Genomic DNA, 14,007 nt, shown 5'->3' with positions numbered 1-14,007 from the left:
GCGGATGGCCAAGTATTTCGATGTGCACCCCGAGAATCCGCAGCCGCGCACCATCAGCGGCGTGGCGGATCTGATCCGGTCCGGTGCGCTCGTCGCCTACCCGACGGACTCGTGTTTCGCGCTGGGGTGCCGGCTGGGCAATCGTGACGGCATCGGCCGCATCCGGTCGATCCGGGAACTCGACGACCGTCACCACTTCACCCTGGTGTGCCGGAACTTCGCGCAGCTGGGGCAGTTCGTGCACATCGACAACAAGGTGTTCCGCGCGATCAAGGCGGCCACGCCCGGCAGTTACACCTTCATCCTTCCCGCGACCTCCGAGGTGCCGCGGCAACTGCTGCACCCGAAGAAGCGGACAGTGGGGGTGAGGATCCCCGACCATGTGGTCGCCCAGGCTCTGCTCGCCGAGCTCGGTGAGCCGCTGGTCTCCAGCACCCTGCTGCTCCCCGGTGAGGAGGAGCCGATGACGCAGGGCTGGGAGATCAAGGAACGGCTCGACCATGTGCTGGACGCGGTGCTGGACTCGGGCGACTGCGGCACCGAGCCCACCACGGTCATCGACTTCTCCAGCGGCGACGCCGAGATCGTACGGCACGGGGCGGGCGACACCGCGCGGTTCGACCAAGGGCTGTCCCGCAGTTGATCGTAGTCCGACAGCATCAACCCTCCCCCTGCCGGAGGGTTCAGCAGAACACCCCCGTTTGACTCTCCCGTTGTGGCAGGGCGCAACGTCCTTGGAGAAGGCGCCGCACGGCGCCCAGGACATCGAGGGAGAGCCCCCATGAGCACACTCGTCACCGCCGAGCTCTTCGCCCGGCCGGGCCGCGGCGACGACGTCGCGAAGCTGCTGCTGGACATCCTGGGCGAGAGCCTCAAACACGAGGGCTGCGAAGAGATCCGCATCCTGCGCGACCAGAACGACGCCGACCATGTCGCAGGCCTGACCCAGTGGACCGAGGCGCACAACTACACCGACTACCTCGCCTGGCGCACCGCACACGGCTTCACCGCCACCTTCGAGGCCATGCTCACCCGCCCCTTGGTGATCCACTACTACGACGAGATCTACCAGGGCCAGGGCATCGCAGCGCGTTGAGAGCCTCTCGCTGTTGCCGGCGCTCCTCAAACACCTGATCCAGCGCCTCTGGCACTCCTGGGGCGCGCGTCCACGTGCATCCCCACCCCACCGCGCGGCGCCCTCGCCTGCCACCAGACGGTGCGCTTCTCTGTAATTTAAGCTACGATATATAACAGAAGCTACGGGAACTAAGGAGAGTGCCGTGCAAGCTACAGAGATCGTTCTTCCTGCCGTGGGTGAGCCGGAGTCCCTCCAGCTGCGCAGCCGGGAGCTGCCTCCGCTCGGGTCCGGCCAGGCCCTGGTGCGAGTCGAGGCGAGCGGGGTGTCCTTCGCGGAGCAGCAGATGCGGCGCGGCAAGTACTACGACATGCCGCAGTTCCCCTTCGTGCCCGGCTACGACCTGGTCGGCGTCGTCGAGGAGTTCGGCGGTTCCGGGTCGGTGCGGGGGCAGGCGGGGCTCAAGGTCGGCGACCGGGTCGCGGCGCTGACCAAAGTGGGCGGCTGGGCGGATCGCGTCGTGCTGGACGTTGCCGACCTGGTCCCCGTACCCGACGGGGTCAGCGCGGTGGACGCCGAGACCCTGGTGGTCAACGGTGTCACCGCCTGGCGCATGCTGCACCGCACCGCCAAGGTGCGCCCCGGCGGGACCATCGTGGTGCACGGGGCCACCGGCGGCGTCGGCTCGGTGCTCGTCCAGATGGCCAGGGCGGCGGAAATCGAAGTCATCGGCACCGCTTCGGACCGGAACCTGGAGGCCGTGCGCGGGATGGGGGCCGTCCCTGTCGACTACCGCGGAGACGTCCCCGCCGAGGTGCGGCGGATCGCGCCGCAGGGCGTGGACGCCGTGTTCGACCACGTGGGCGGGCCCGGGATCAAGGACTCCTGGCGGATGCTCGCGCGGGGCGGAACACTCGTCTCCTACGGCAGCGCGTCCACACGCGACAAGCCGGGCAGCGGCTTCGTCACGGTGCTCATGCTGGTCGGACGGCTGATGCTGTGGAACGCGCTGCCCAATGGCCGGCACGCGTACTTCTTCAACCTCTGGGCGGGCAAGAAGCGCCACCTCGACCGCTGGCGCAAGCAGCTGCGCGAGGACATGGAGCGGGCTTTCGCGCTGCTGCGCGACGGCAAGCTCAGCGTGAGCATCGCGAACACCTATCCGTTGGCCGAGGCAGCGGCGGCATTGCGCTTCGCCGAATCGGGCCAGGCCGTCGGCAAGGTGCTCATCGTGCCGACCCCGGCACGCTGAGCGCCGCGTGACCCGGACTCAGAAAGGTCGGCGGATCGCGGTGAGGAACGCCTGGATCCGGGGGTGCTCCCCGGCTCCCGCGCGTACGGTCGCGAGCACGGTGCGGGTGTGGCCGGCGGAGCCGTCGAGGACGAGGCCAGGGGGCCGGTCGAAGCGCAGCATGTCGGGCAGGAAGGCCACGGCGTGGCCCTGCTCGACCAGCCGTACGTGGACCAGCATGTCCGCTGACACATAGGCGACGTCCGGTTCGAAGCCGGCGACGTGGCAGACGGCCGTCGCCCATGCCCGGGCGGGCGTGTCGGCAGGTTCCATCACCCAGGGGCGCTGGGCCAGTTCGGCGAGCGACGCCACGGGCGCGGGAGTCGCCAGCCGCATGGGATCCTCGAACAGCAGGTGGTGCTCGTACTCGGCGGCGCGGGCCGGCCTGGCCTGCCCGGGGAACGTCTCGTCGATCACGAGGTCGAAGTCCCGGGTGAGCAGACCTGGCAGTGACGTGTTGGGCTCGGCCTGCGTGGCCTCCACCCGGATCCGAGGATGGTGCTCCCGCAGCCAGGTCAGCGCGGCGGGCAGCAGCGCGAGCATCGCGGTCTGGAAGGCTGCCACCCTGATCGTCCCGGACACCTCCTGCAGCGAGGCCGCGATCTCCGTCTCGGCGCGCTCCAGTTCCCGCAGCGCCTTCTCTGTGCGGGCGACCAGGATCTCCGCCTGCGGAGTCAGCCGGACCCCACGGCCCTCACGCTCCAGCAGCGGTGCCCCGACCTCGGACTCCAGCAGCGTCAGCTGCTGGGAGACGGCCGAGGGGCTGTAGGACATGGCCGACGCGACAGCGACCAGGGTGCCGCGGTGCTTCAGCTCCCGCAGGATCTCCAGGCGACGCAGGTTGTACACGCCCGCCTCCATTCATCAGATTTCTTGACCTGTCTTCTCCATAAACATTCACTTTACTGAAGAGATCTCCTTTGGGACCGTGAAGTATGGACATCGAAGCGCTCCGCCAGGACACCCCGGGCACCGCGAACCGGATTCACCTCAACAACGCGGGTGCGGGCCTGCTGTCACGGCAGACACTCCAGGCCGTGACCTCCCACCTGGAACTGGAGGCCGCGATCGGCGGCTACGAGGCCGCCGGCCAGGAACGGGACCGCATCGACGCCACCCACACGCATATCGCCCGACTGGTGGGCGGCCAGGCCGACGAGATCGCGCTGTTCGACAACTCCACCCACGCCTGGAACGCCGCGTTCTACTCCATGACGTTCAAGCCGGGCGATCGCATCCTCACCGGCCGCGCCGAGTACGGCAGCAGCGTCCTCGCCTACCTGCAGACAGCCCGCCGCACCGGGGCCGAGGTCGTGGTCGTCCCCAACGACGAGTCCGGCCAACTGGACACCGCCGCCCTGGCGAACCTGATCGACGACCGCACCAGGCTGGTGGGCATCACCCACGTCCCCACCGGCGGCGGCCTGGTCAACCCGGCCGCCGAGATCGGACGCATCACCCGCGCCGCCGGCGTTCCCTTCCTCCTCGACGCCACCCAGTCCGTCGGCCAGTTCCCCGTGGACGTCGCCGAGCTCGGCTGCGACATGCTCTCGGCCACCGGCCGCAAGTTCCTGCGCGGCCCACGCGGCACCGGCTTCCTGTGGGTACGCCCCGAGGCACTCGCCTACCTGGAGCCGCACGTTGCCGAGATCGCCGCCGCCACCTGGGACGGAATGCGCGGCTTCAGCTGGCACCACGGCGCGCAGCGTTTTGAGACCTGGGAGGTGAACTACGCCAACGTCCTGGGGCTGAGCGTCGCCGTCCAGCAGGCCCTGGACCTCGGCATGGACGGGATCGGCCGACGCACCCTCGCCCTCGGCGCGCGGCTGCGCGACCGGCTGGACGCCGTCCCCGGCATCACCACCTACGACCTCGGCCGGCAGCGGTGCGCGATCGTGACCTGCAAGGTCGACGGCATGGCCACGGCCGATGTCGCGGCTGCCCTCGCCGCCCACGGCATCAACGTCAGCACCACCGACCCGGTGCAGACCCAGTTCGACACCGAGGAACGGGACGTCCACCCGCTGGTGCGACTCTCCCCGCACTACTACAACACCGAGGCCGAGATCGACCGCGCCGTCGAGCTCCTCACCGAAGTCGCCGCAGCACAGTAGTCGGGTAGACGGTACAGCCGCCTGAAACTCATCGGCGGCGCAGGTCGGCAATGCTGGCGTTCGGCAATGCTGGCGTGGCACTGGTATCGCAATCGCTATAGACTCAAGCGTTTGCTACAGCCCACCCGGGCCTTCGTGGAACGGCCGCAGAGGAGGAACACGCCCATGGCGGCTCAGACCCGCAGCCCGCGAGAGCGCTACCGCGAGCAGACCCGCGCCGAGATCAAGGAGATCGCCGTACGCCAACTCGCTGAGGGCGGCGTCGGGAGTGTGGCCCTGCTGCGTATCGCCAAGGACATCGGCATGTCGGGTCCGGCCCTGTACCGGTACTTCGCCAGCCGTGACGAGCTGCTGGCGGAGATGGTCATCGACGCCTACCAGGACGCCGCCGAGGCGATCCATGCCGTCGACACCTCGGCCGGGGGACGGTCGGCGCTCCATGTCCTGGGGGCGGCGTTCCGCGACTGGGCCGTCAGCCATCCGCATCTGTACCTGCTCGTCCAAGGCACTCCGGTACCGGGCTTCACCGCGCCGGCCGAGACCGTGACGCGGGCGCGAGCAGTCATCGGGCCCTTCCTCGCCGTCTTCGCCAAGGGGCGGCCACTGCGCACGCTGGACCCGCTCATGGGCGAGTTCGAACGCTGGCTCAACGAGGATGCCGAGGTGGCGGCATGGGTGGAGCAGTGGACCGGCCTGGCCCCCGACGACTCCGCCGCGACCGTCGCGCTGACCGGCGCCATCACGGCTTGGCCGCAGATCCACGGCACCGTGAGCCTGGAGACGGCCGGTCAGTTCGCCGGCATGGGACACCGGCCGGCCACCCTGCTCGCCGTCCAGCTCGACATCCTCGCCGACGCCTTCCAACTCACCTGATCCCCAGTCGGCGCAGGTCGGGCCGAGGCGCGCCGGTCAGCCGGTGTGGTGCGCCTGGGGCTGGGCGGACGCCTGCGGTGCGGTCATGTCGAGGAGGAGCACGGCGTCGTGGTCGGGGGTGCCGGGTTCGGCGGTGTAGACGCCGAGGCGGTGCCCGGGGGTGCCTTCCAGGGCCATGCCCTGGAAGACGAGGGTGATGGTGCCGACCTGGGGGTGCTGAAAGGTCTTGGTGGTGTTCTTGCGGCCGGTGACCTCGTAGCGCTCCCACAGGCCGGCGAAGTCGGGGCTCTTCAGGAGCAGTTCGCCGACCAGGCGGGTGAGGTCCGGGGCGTCGGGGTCGGTGCCGGCCAGGGCGCGCAGGCGGGCGACGCAGCCGCGGATCTGGTTCTCCCAGTTGGGGAAAGTCCGGCGGGCGGCGGGGTGCAGGAACAGGTAGCGGGCGATGTTGCGCTGGGTGGTGGGCCAGTCCTCGATGCCGGCGTACAGGGCGAGGCCACCGGGGTTGTGGGCGAGGACGTCCATGCTGCGGCTGACGATGTACGCGGGGTTGGGGCGCACCGCCTCCAGCAGCAGCTTCAGGTGGGGGCGCACGGTGCGGCTGGGAGCCGGGGCGGGCTGGGGTGCGTACCGGGCGGCGCGCACGGCCAGGTCGTGCAGGTGCTGGTGCTCGGCGTCGTCCAGCTGCAGGGCGCGGGCGAGGGCGTCGACCACGGCGGGGCTGGGCCGGGTCTCCTTGCCGCGTTCCAGCCGCGTGTAGTAGTCGATGCTGACCCCGGAGAGCGTGGCCAGCTCCTCGCGCCGCAGCCCGGGGGTGCGGCGCACGCCGGGGCCGGGGGTGAGGCCGGCGGACTGGGGGCTGGTCTGGGTGCGGCGGGCGCGCAGGAAGCGTCCCAGTTCCTCGCCGCTGCTGTGCTGCTCGGGTGCCATGGACCCAGTGTCCCGCCGCCGCCACTGCGACACGCCCGCGAGGGGGGCCCTGTCATACCCCCGCTGGCGGCTCCCCGGCAGATCTCGGCCTGCCTGGTACGGCCGCACTGGGGCAGTCTCGACTGTGCAGGGGCGAGTCCGACTGGCGGCCTCGCCGAAGGCGGGCGACGGTGGACCGGATGGCGCGCCCCACACCGGACCGGAAAGGAATACTGCTCGTGCGAGCAACACTGATGTACGGGGCCGACGACGTGCGTGTCGAGGACGTCGCAGACCCGAAGATCCACCAGCCCACCGACGCGGTCGTGCGGATCGTGCTGTCCTGCATCTGCGGCAGTGACCTGTGGCCCTACAAGTCCCTCGCGCCCACGGACCGGCCCCGCCAGATGGGGCACGAGTTCCTGGGCGTCGTGGAGGAGACCGGCTCCGAGGTGCGCAGCCTCAGGCCCGGCGATGTGGTGGTGGCCCCGTTCGTCTACTCCGACAACACCTGCGCGTACTGCCGCGAAGGTCTGCAGACCTCCTGTGTGCACGGCGGCCAGTGGGGCCTGAACGGTGTCGACGGCGGCCAGGGGCAGGCCACCCGCGTTCCCCACGCCGACGGCACGCTGGTGAAGCTGCCGGTCGGCGAGGACTCCGAGCTGCTGCCGGACCTGCTGACCCTCTCCGACGTCCTGTGCACCGGCTACCACGCGGCCCTCACCGCCGGGGTCCGGCCCGGCGACAGCGTCACCGTCATCGGCGACGGCGCCGTGGGGCTGGGCGCGGTGATCTCCGCGAAGCTGCTGGGCGCCGAACAGATCATCCTGATGGGACGCCACCAGGTGCGCACCGACCTCGGCCGCGACTTCGGCGCCACCGACGTGGTAGCCGACCGCGGGGAGGAGGGCATCGCCCGCGTCAGGGAGCTGACCGGCGGGGAGGGCACCCGCAGGGTCCTGGAATGCGTGGGCCTGAAGGACGCGATCGTGCAGAGCTTCGGCGTGGTCCGGGCCGGCGGCACCATCAGCCGTGTCGGCGCCCCGCAGTATCCCGAGGTTCCCTTCGGCTTCGGCGACTTCCTGCGCAACATCACCCTCACCGGCGGCGTCGCCCCGGCCCGCGCCTACATCGAGGAGCTGATGCCGCATATCCTCGACGGCTCGATCCACCCCGGACGAGTCTTCGACCGCACCCTGTCCCTGGAGTCCATCGCCGACGGCTACCGGGCGATGAACGAGCGCACCAACCTCAAGGTGGCGGTGCGCCCCTGACCGCCCGCAGGCCCCCCTCGACGACCCACGATGAGAGAAGAAGCGATGCAGCACATCAAACTGCGTGACCTGGACGTGGCCCGGATCGGCCTGGGCGCGATGGGCATGTCCGCCGCCTACACCGGCGCCGGAACCGACGACGCCGAGTCCGTGCGCACCATCCACCGGGCCCTGGAACTGGGCGTCACCTTCATCGACACGGCCGAAGTCTACGGCCCCTACACCAACGAGGAGCTCGTCGGCCGCGCGCTGAAGGGCCGCCGGGACCAGGTGGTGCTGGCGACGAAGTTCGGCCTGATCTCCCACACCGGCCGACAGGGCGCGGACAGCAGCCGGGACAGTGTCCGCACCGCTGTCGAGGGCTCCCTCAAGCGGTTGGGCACCGACCGCATCGACCTGTACTACCAGCACCGCGTGGACGCCGCCACACCGATCGAGGAGACGGTCGGGGCACTGTCCGAGCTGGTCGCCGAGGGCAAGATCGTGCACATCGGGCTCTCCGAAGCAGGACCCGACACCATCCGCCGAGCCCACGCCGTCCACCCGGTCACCGCGGTCCAGTCCGAGTACTCCCTGTTCACCCGTGACCCCGAGGCGCGGGTGCTGCCGGTGCTGCGCGAGCTGGGCATCGGCTTCGTGCCCTTCTCGCCGCTCGGGCGCGGATTCCTGACCGGCAAGATCCGTTCCACCGAGCAGTTCGACTCCTCGGACTTCCGGGCCGACAACCCGCGGTTCAGCGGCGAGAACTTCCAGCACAACCTGCGCCTGGCCGACGAGGTGGCCGCCGTCGCCGCGCAGACCGGCGCCACCCCGGCCCAGGTCGCCCTCGCCTGGTTGCTCGCCCAGGGCGACGACATCGCGCCCATCCCCGGCACCCGGCGCGTGGCCCGGGTCGAGGAGAACGCCGCCGCGGACACCGTCCGCCTCACCGAGGAGCAGCTCGCCAAGCTCACCGGCCTCCCTCCGGCCGCCGGTGACACCCACAACGAGGCCCAGATGCGCCTGATGGAACGCTGACCCCGGCCGCCGCACGTAGCGATCACCATCCATGCCGGGAGGCACCACCATGAACCTGACCCTGAACAACGGCATCCGGATGCCCGCCCAGGTGCAGAACGCGGGCGACGGCGTCCAGTGCCGTCCTAGGCCTCCCGGTACAGGTCCCGGGTCTCGGGGAGTTGCCGGAAGCCGGCCGACCTGTAGGTGGCGACGGCGCCGGCATTGGATGTCGGGGTGCAGACGATCGCGCTCGAGGAGCCCAACTCCCTGAGCGCGGCTGCGGCAGCGATGGTGATCGCCTTGCCGTGGCCGTGACCGAGGTGGTCCCGATGCACGCCCAACGGCTCGATCAACCCGGGCTTCCCGGGGCCGGCCGACCACACCGTCACCGCCGCCACGGCGTCTCCCCGGTCGTCGTACGCGACCAGGCACCGTGCTTCGGCGTAAGGCAGTCCGGCCGCCATCGCGCGCCAACGCTCGTCCGTGAACGACGAGTTGTCGAATGCCGCCTGCTGCACGGCGGCCCGGACGTGAGCCTGCTGCGGTCCGATCACCTCGATCCGCACGCCCGGGTCCTCCACCGGCTCCGCTAGGTCACGGCGCAGCGGTGTCCACGGCTCGTCTGCTTTCCAGCCGTCCTCGGGCAGCAGGTTCTGGAGCAGCGCGGTCATCGGTGCCTCCAGGTGGACCTTCCCCTGTGGCAGCACGCCGCGCTCCGGATCGATCACGTCCTCAGCCAGCTGCCGGGCCAGCGCCTCGTCCCGCTGAGCGTCCGGCGCGATGGTCAACCGCAGCAGTTCGGGGCCGTCCAGCAGTCCGACGGCGAGAATCCGTCCGTCCCGGCTCCAGGTCCGGACCGCCGCGGCCGTCGCCGCCGCACCGAACCGCCAGAACCAGCCCAGGTCTCCCGGATGCAGTTGCATCGGCGCCCCGTCGTCCTGCCACTCCCGCAGCGCGCCCACAGCCTCGCCCAGCCCGTCGACTCCCGGCCTGCCCAGCACAATCGTCATCCCCCGATCACACACCACCACGCCGACCGCCCGCACCTGGATTACCGGGACCGATGAGTTTCGGGGGCTGCAGGCGTCCAAGGCTGTGACGTAGTTCCGCTGACCACTGGAGGATTCGATGAGCGCGTCTGTTGACGTCACATCCGGCACGCTGGCCGTGCCGGGCGCCCGGCTGTACTACGAGCTGCGCGGTAAGGGTCCGCTGGTGGCGATCGTCGGTGCGCCGATGCACTCCGCGCCGTTCGCGCCGCTGGCCGACCTGCTGGCCGCGGACCACCGCGTGCTGACCATGGACCCACGCGGGCACTTCGGCAGCGTCCTCGACGATCCGGACGCCGACTCCAGCCCGCGGCTGCGGGCCGACGATCTGGCCCGGGTGATCCGCCATGTGGACGCCGGACCCGCGGCGGTGCTCGGCTCTTCCGGCGGGGCCGTCACGGCGCTGGCGCTGCTCCAGGACCATCAGGGGCTCGTACGCACCGTGATCGCCCACGAGCCTCCGTTGGCGCAGCTGCTGGACGACCGTGAGCAGCAGTCGGTCGCGACCGAGGACACGATCGCCACCTACGTGGGCGGGGACACTCTCGGCGCGGTGCGCAAGTTCCTGGCCGGCGCCGGCCTGGTGATGCCCGAGGAGGTGTTCCTGCAGGTGTTCGGGGGAGAGAAGTCCCCGGACGAGGCTGCCAGCGAACGGTTCTTCTACCTGCACGAGCTTCGCTCCACCGCCAACTGGGCTCCGGACCTGGACGCTCTGCGCGCTACGACAGCCCGCCTGGTCATCGGCATCGGCGAGACCTCGGCGGGCCAGTTCTGCGACCGCACCTCCCGTGCGCTGGCCAGTGAGCTCAAGGTCGAGCCCATGATGTTCCCGGGCGGGCACGGCGGCTTCATGGAAGACCCGGCCGCGTTCGCCGACCGACTGCGCAAGGCCATCGACTGACGGCGTCGGATCTCAGGGACGCGGGCGTCGGCGTTGCAGCAGGAGCGGGAGGAGGGAGACCGCCACCACCAGGGCGACCAGCGGCAGCAGGTAGTTCTCGATGCCGGGCACCTCGGCCCCGAGCCAGAAGCCCAGCAGCACCATGCTCTGGGTCCAGGCCAGGCCGCCGATGATCTGCCACAGGGTGAAGGTGCGCACCGGGACCTCAAGCATTCCGGCGGCGGGTCCGAGCACGGTGCGCACCATGGGCACGAAGCGGCCGATGACGATGGCCTTGCGCCGGCCGTAGTGCGACAGCAGGGCCTCGCTGCGCTCCAGCACCGACTTCAGCCGGCGGCTGCCGATCCGTTCCAGGGCGGGACGGCCGCCGTGGCGGCCGAGGTAGTAGCCGAGCTGGGTACCGGCGATCGAGCCCGCCGCGGCTCCCAGCAGGACCTGCCAGAGCGTCAGATGCGGCCCGCTGCCGGCCCCGGTGGCGCAGAGCACCCCGGCCGGGAACAACAGGGTGTCCCCGGGCACGAAGAAGCCGACGACCAGCAGTCCGGCCTCCGCGAAGGTCACGACCAGCACAGCCAGTGCCCCGAAGGACGACAGCAGTGAGGACCCGCTCGTTGGGTCCACCGCGAGCAGAGCCGCGCTCACGGCAGGTTCCCCATCACGCGACAACGTTAACAACAGTCCGGGCCCCGGGGCTCACCGGTACCCATCGACCCGCCCGGCGCCATCCGTACGGCAGCCACCGCACACGAAGTCAACTCAAGGGCATGTCCGGGCCGCTGGAGGACTGCCGGCACCGGTTTCCTACACTCGCCGGGTGACTAAATTCTTCCTGGCGCTGCACATCCTCGCCGCCATTGTCGCCATCGGTCCGGTCGCCGTGGCGGCCAGCATGTTCCCGCCGGTCGCCCGGCGGGCGCTGGCCTCCCCGGGCACCGGTGACGCCGAGGCGACCATGGGCGTGCTGTACCGCATCTGCAGGATCTACGCGCTGGTCGGGGTCGCCGTGCCGCTGTTCGGCTTCGCCGCGGCCGGGGTGATGAAGGTGACCGGCCAGACCTGGGTGATCGTCTCCATCGTGCTCACCCTGCTCGCGGCCGTGGTGCTGGGCGCGCTGGTGCTGCCGCGCCAGGCCCAGCTGATCGAGGGCGGCCGCGACGGTGCGGCGGCGTCGGTGAAGGACACCAAGCAGCTGGCGATGGTCGTCGGGATCTTCAACCTGCTCTGGGCCGCGGTCACCGTCATCATGATTGTTCGCCCCGGCTCGACCCTGGGCCACTGACCTGGTGGCTCAGGCCCTGCGGACGGTGACGCCGGCTGCGATCAGTTGGCGGACGGGGCCCTCGGGTGCGTCCTGGTCGGTCACCACGCAGTGCAGGGCGGTCGCGGGGGCGACCAGGGCGAGGGCGCTGCCGGTGAGCTTGCTGGCGTCGGCGACGGCGATGACGCGGCGGGAGGAAGCGATGGCCGCGCGTTTCACGGCGGCGTCGGCGAGGTCGTAGGCGGTCAGGCCGTCGGCGGCGGTCAGGCCGCAGCAGCCGATGACGGCCGTGTCGAAGCGCAGTGCGGCCAGTGAGACCTCGGTCAGGGGGCCGGTCAGGGCCAGTTCGCCCGGGCGTGGCTGGCCGCCGGGCAGCAGCAGGGTGAGCTGCGGCGCACCGGTGAGCTCGTTGGCGGCGTGCAGGGACAGGGGCATCACGGTCAGACGGCGGTCGCGGAGCGCTCGGGCCACTTCCAGGCAGGTGGTGCCGCTGTCGAGGACGACGGACTCGCCGTCGGCGATCAGGGCGCTGACCTCCGCGGCGATGCGGCGCTTGGCCTCCAGCGCATCCTGGGCCCGCAGGGCGAAGGGGGGTTCCTGGCCGCGCAGGAGCAGGCCCCTGGCGCCGCCGCGATAACGCTCCAGGACTCCCTGGTCGGCCAGGGCCTCCAGGTCGCGGCGGATCGTCATCTCCGAGGCGCCGGTCAGGGCGGCCAGCTCGGAGACGCTCCGTTCGGCGCCTTCGCGCAGCGCGTCGGTGATCTGTCTCATGCGGTCGGTACCGGCCATGGTCGAACTAAACACCAGTTCTGATCCAAAGGCAACTTTGCAAACACCATTGATGTTCCTTTTGTTCGAAGCTACGGTGTGTGACCTCTTGCGCCTGATCTTCCGGGGGACCCGTCTTGTCACCTGTACTCGCCGCTGCCCATGAGCCGCTCCCGGCACGCGGTGGGCTGACGGCTCGTGACCACACGTCCCCCGGCCGTCATGGGCGGCCGGGGGTGGGACCGGCCGGGCCGGTGCGGTCGGTCATCCGGCCTGGGCGGCGGCAGCGGGCTCCGGGTCCGCCTCGTGCCCGGCGGGTGCCGCGCTCCCGTCCTTGAGGATCCGGGAGGTGAGGCTCGCGACGACGCACAGTGCGACGGGCAGGAGGAAGGCGATGTTGAGCGGCATGAGGCGGGTCATCGGCCCGATCACCGCGGGTCCGGCGAGCATGCCCACGTAGCCGAGACCGGCCACGCGGGAGACGTTCGCCCCCGCGCTGTCGGGATCGGCGTGGCCCGCGGCGCTGAAGAGCTGCGGGATGCAGCCGGACATGCCCGCGCCGAACACGGCCCAGCCGAGGAGCGCCAGCGGCACCACGGGAGAGAGCGCGGCCAGTGCCAGGCCGGCCGCGGCCACGGCCGCGCCGTAGCGCAGGACCGCGACCGCCCCGATCCGCGCGGCGACCCGGTCGGTGAGCAGGCGGCCCACCGTCATGGTCGTGGCGAAGGCGCCGTAGGCCAGCGCGGCGGTGGCGGCCGGCGCGCCCAGGACGACCTTCAGCTGCAGCGTGCTCCAGTCGTTGGCGACTCCCTCGCACAGCATGAGCATGAACGCGAGCACCGCCAGCATCCAGATCATCCGCGGCGTCGCCCGAGGCGCCCGGCCGCGCGAGGCCGAGGCGGCCCCGCTGTCGCCGACGGGGCCGGGGGCGGCCTGGGCAGGCAGGAGCGCGGGTGCGGCGAGCAGTGCGGCGGCCACGCCGACCGCCGCGGTCCCGCCCAGGGTGGCGGCCGTGCTCCAGCCCCAGCCCAGGGTGGCCGCCCCGACCAGCGAGGCGGCCACCCCGCCGACGGAGAACAGGGCGTGGAAGGCGGACATGATGGGGCGTTGGTAGCCGCGCTCGACCTGCACGGCATGGGTGTTCATGCTCACGTCCAGGCAGCCGTTGGCGAACCCGAGCAGTACCAGCGCCGCCCCCAGCGCCCACGCGCCGGCCGCCAGGCCCGGCAGCACCAGCGCCGCGCTGCACGCGACGGCGCTCGCCGGGACGGTCCTGCGCGCCCCGAAACGGTCGGTCAGCGGCCCCACCAGCCGCATGCCCGCGAAGGCGCCCCCGCCCAGAAGCAGCAGGAGCCAGCCCAGCGTCGCGTGGCTGATCCCGACGCGCTGCTCGATCGAGGGGATGTGGACGACCCACGTCCCCATCAGGAAGCCGTCGAGGACGAAGTACGCGAACGTCGCCGTCCGACCTGCACGCAGAGATCTTTCCATGCGTGCGA

At 71.0% G+C, this 14,007-nt stretch carries 15 protein-coding genes; 9 read left to right on the top strand and 6 right to left on the bottom strand.

What is annotated here, in order from left to right:
• Positions 1 to 4: 4 nt before the first annotated feature.
• From ABH941_RS16475 to ABH941_RS16465, 3 genes are all read left to right on the top strand, one after another.
• Complete coding sequence (locus tag ABH941_RS16475; protein WP_370129953.1) at positions 5 to 643, top strand: L-threonylcarbamoyladenylate synthase; 639 nt, start codon at positions 5 to 7, stop codon at positions 641 to 643.
• Positions 644 to 781: 138 nt separating this feature from the next.
• Positions 782 to 1,096 carry a putative quinol monooxygenase gene (locus ABH941_RS16470; protein ID WP_370129951.1) on the top strand — a complete coding sequence of 105 codons (315 nt, stop codon included), beginning with the start codon at positions 782 to 784 and terminating at the stop codon, positions 1,094 to 1,096.
• A 184-nt stretch (positions 1,097 to 1,280) separates the two neighbouring features.
• On the top strand, positions 1,281 to 2,327 hold the full coding sequence (locus ABH941_RS16465) for a medium chain dehydrogenase/reductase family protein (RefSeq protein ID WP_370129950.1): 1,047 nt from the start codon (positions 1,281 to 1,283) through the stop codon (positions 2,325 to 2,327).
• Between the two features lie 18 nt (positions 2,328 to 2,345).
• Here the strand turns inward: ABH941_RS16465 and ABH941_RS16460 are convergent, their stop codons facing one another.
• Entirely contained in the window at positions 2,346 to 3,215 is an 870-nt protein-coding gene (locus ABH941_RS16460) for a LysR family transcriptional regulator (protein ID WP_370129949.1), read from the bottom strand.
• Between the two features lie 86 nt (positions 3,216 to 3,301).
• Here ABH941_RS16460 and ABH941_RS16455 point away from each other — a divergent pair, with 86 nt between their 5' ends.
• Entirely contained in the window at positions 3,302 to 4,480 is a 1,179-nt protein-coding gene (locus ABH941_RS16455) for an aminotransferase class V-fold PLP-dependent enzyme (protein ID WP_370129948.1), read from the top strand.
• 165 nt (positions 4,481 to 4,645) lie between these two features.
• Entirely contained in the window at positions 4,646 to 5,353 is a 708-nt protein-coding gene (locus ABH941_RS16450; protein ID WP_370129947.1) for a TetR/AcrR family transcriptional regulator, read from the top strand.
• A 36-nt stretch (positions 5,354 to 5,389) separates the two neighbouring features.
• On the opposite strand, the gene ABH941_RS16445 is transcribed toward ABH941_RS16450, so the two are convergent.
• Positions 5,390 to 6,280, bottom strand: coding sequence for a helix-turn-helix transcriptional regulator (locus ABH941_RS16445; RefSeq protein WP_370129946.1), 891 nt, complete (start codon positions 6,278 to 6,280; stop codon positions 5,390 to 5,392).
• 218 nt (positions 6,281 to 6,498) lie between these two features.
• Between ABH941_RS16445 and ABH941_RS16440 the strand changes: the two genes are divergently transcribed.
• Positions 6,499 to 7,533, top strand: coding sequence for a zinc-dependent alcohol dehydrogenase family protein (locus ABH941_RS16440; protein WP_370129945.1), 1,035 nt, complete (start codon positions 6,499 to 6,501; stop codon positions 7,531 to 7,533).
• 45 nt (positions 7,534 to 7,578) lie between these two features.
• Positions 7,579 to 8,550, top strand: a complete 972-nt coding sequence (locus ABH941_RS16435; protein WP_370129944.1) for an aldo/keto reductase — start codon at positions 7,579 to 7,581, stop codon at positions 8,548 to 8,550.
• A gap of 125 nt (positions 8,551 to 8,675) precedes the next feature.
• On the opposite strand, the gene ABH941_RS16430 is transcribed toward ABH941_RS16435, so the two are convergent.
• Positions 8,676 to 9,542, bottom strand: coding sequence for an N-acetyltransferase family protein (locus ABH941_RS16430; protein WP_370129943.1), 867 nt, complete (start codon positions 9,540 to 9,542; stop codon positions 8,676 to 8,678).
• Between the two features lie 118 nt (positions 9,543 to 9,660).
• On the opposite strand from ABH941_RS16430, the gene ABH941_RS16425 reads away from it, so the two are divergent.
• Complete coding sequence (locus ABH941_RS16425; protein WP_370129942.1) at positions 9,661 to 10,482, top strand: alpha/beta fold hydrolase; 822 nt, start codon at positions 9,661 to 9,663, stop codon at positions 10,480 to 10,482.
• Positions 10,483 to 10,494: 12 nt separating this feature from the next.
• On the opposite strand, the gene ABH941_RS16420 is transcribed toward ABH941_RS16425, so the two are convergent.
• Positions 10,495 to 11,124, bottom strand: a complete 630-nt coding sequence (locus ABH941_RS16420) for a DedA family protein (RefSeq protein ID WP_370129941.1) — start codon at positions 11,122 to 11,124, stop codon at positions 10,495 to 10,497.
• A 172-nt stretch (positions 11,125 to 11,296) separates the two neighbouring features.
• Here ABH941_RS16420 and ABH941_RS16415 point away from each other — a divergent pair, with 172 nt between their 5' ends.
• Positions 11,297 to 11,761, top strand: coding sequence for a hypothetical protein (locus tag ABH941_RS16415; RefSeq protein ID WP_370129940.1), 465 nt, complete (start codon positions 11,297 to 11,299; stop codon positions 11,759 to 11,761).
• A gap of 9 nt (positions 11,762 to 11,770) precedes the next feature.
• Here ABH941_RS16415 and ABH941_RS16410 read toward each other — a convergent pair whose 3' ends face one another.
• Positions 11,771 to 12,529: a DeoR/GlpR family DNA-binding transcription regulator gene (locus ABH941_RS16410; protein WP_370129939.1), complete on the bottom strand. Its 759-nt coding sequence runs from the start codon at positions 12,527 to 12,529 to the stop codon at positions 11,771 to 11,773.
• Positions 12,530 to 12,772: 243 nt separating this feature from the next.
• Positions 12,773 to 13,999 (bottom strand): MFS transporter, encoded by a 1,227-nt coding sequence (locus tag ABH941_RS16405; RefSeq protein WP_370129938.1) that lies wholly within the window; start codon positions 13,997 to 13,999, stop codon positions 12,773 to 12,775.
• Positions 14,000 to 14,007 lie beyond the last annotated feature (8 nt).

It is taken from the genome of Streptacidiphilus sp. EB103A (assembly GCF_041261405.1).
Lineage (GTDB): Bacteria > Actinomycetota > Actinomycetes > Streptomycetales > Streptomycetaceae > Streptacidiphilus.
This window is presented reverse-complemented; position numbering and strand designations above follow the sequence as displayed.

Excerpts from the sequence above, each read along its gene's own strand:
- ABH941_RS16445 (WP_370129946.1), bottom strand. The coding sequence starts at position 6,280 with ATGGCACCCGAGCAGCACAGCAGCGGCGAGGAACTGGGACGCTTCCTG.
- ABH941_RS16435 (WP_370129944.1), top strand. The coding sequence starts at position 7,579 with ATGCAGCACATCAAACTGCGTGACCTGGACGTGGCCCGGATCGGCCTG.
- ABH941_RS16425 (WP_370129942.1), top strand. The coding sequence starts at position 9,661 with ATGAGCGCGTCTGTTGACGTCACATCCGGCACGCTGGCCGTGCCGGGC.
- ABH941_RS16430 (WP_370129943.1), bottom strand. The coding sequence starts at position 9,542 with ATGACGATTGTGCTGGGCAGGCCGGGAGTCGACGGGCTGGGCGAGGCT.
- ABH941_RS16410 (WP_370129939.1), bottom strand. The coding sequence starts at position 12,529 with ATGGCCGGTACCGACCGCATGAGACAGATCACCGACGCGCTGCGCGAA.
- ABH941_RS16475 (WP_370129953.1), top strand. The coding sequence starts at position 5 with ATGGCCAAGTATTTCGATGTGCACCCCGAGAATCCGCAGCCGCGCACC.
- ABH941_RS16470 (WP_370129951.1), top strand. The coding sequence starts at position 782 with ATGAGCACACTCGTCACCGCCGAGCTCTTCGCCCGGCCGGGCCGCGGC.
- ABH941_RS16455 (WP_370129948.1), top strand. The coding sequence starts at position 3,302 with ATGGACATCGAAGCGCTCCGCCAGGACACCCCGGGCACCGCGAACCGG.
- ABH941_RS16405 (WP_370129938.1), bottom strand. The coding sequence starts at position 13,999 with ATGGAAAGATCTCTGCGTGCAGGTCGGACGGCGACGTTCGCGTACTTC.
- ABH941_RS16450 (WP_370129947.1), top strand. The coding sequence starts at position 4,646 with ATGGCGGCTCAGACCCGCAGCCCGCGAGAGCGCTACCGCGAGCAGACC.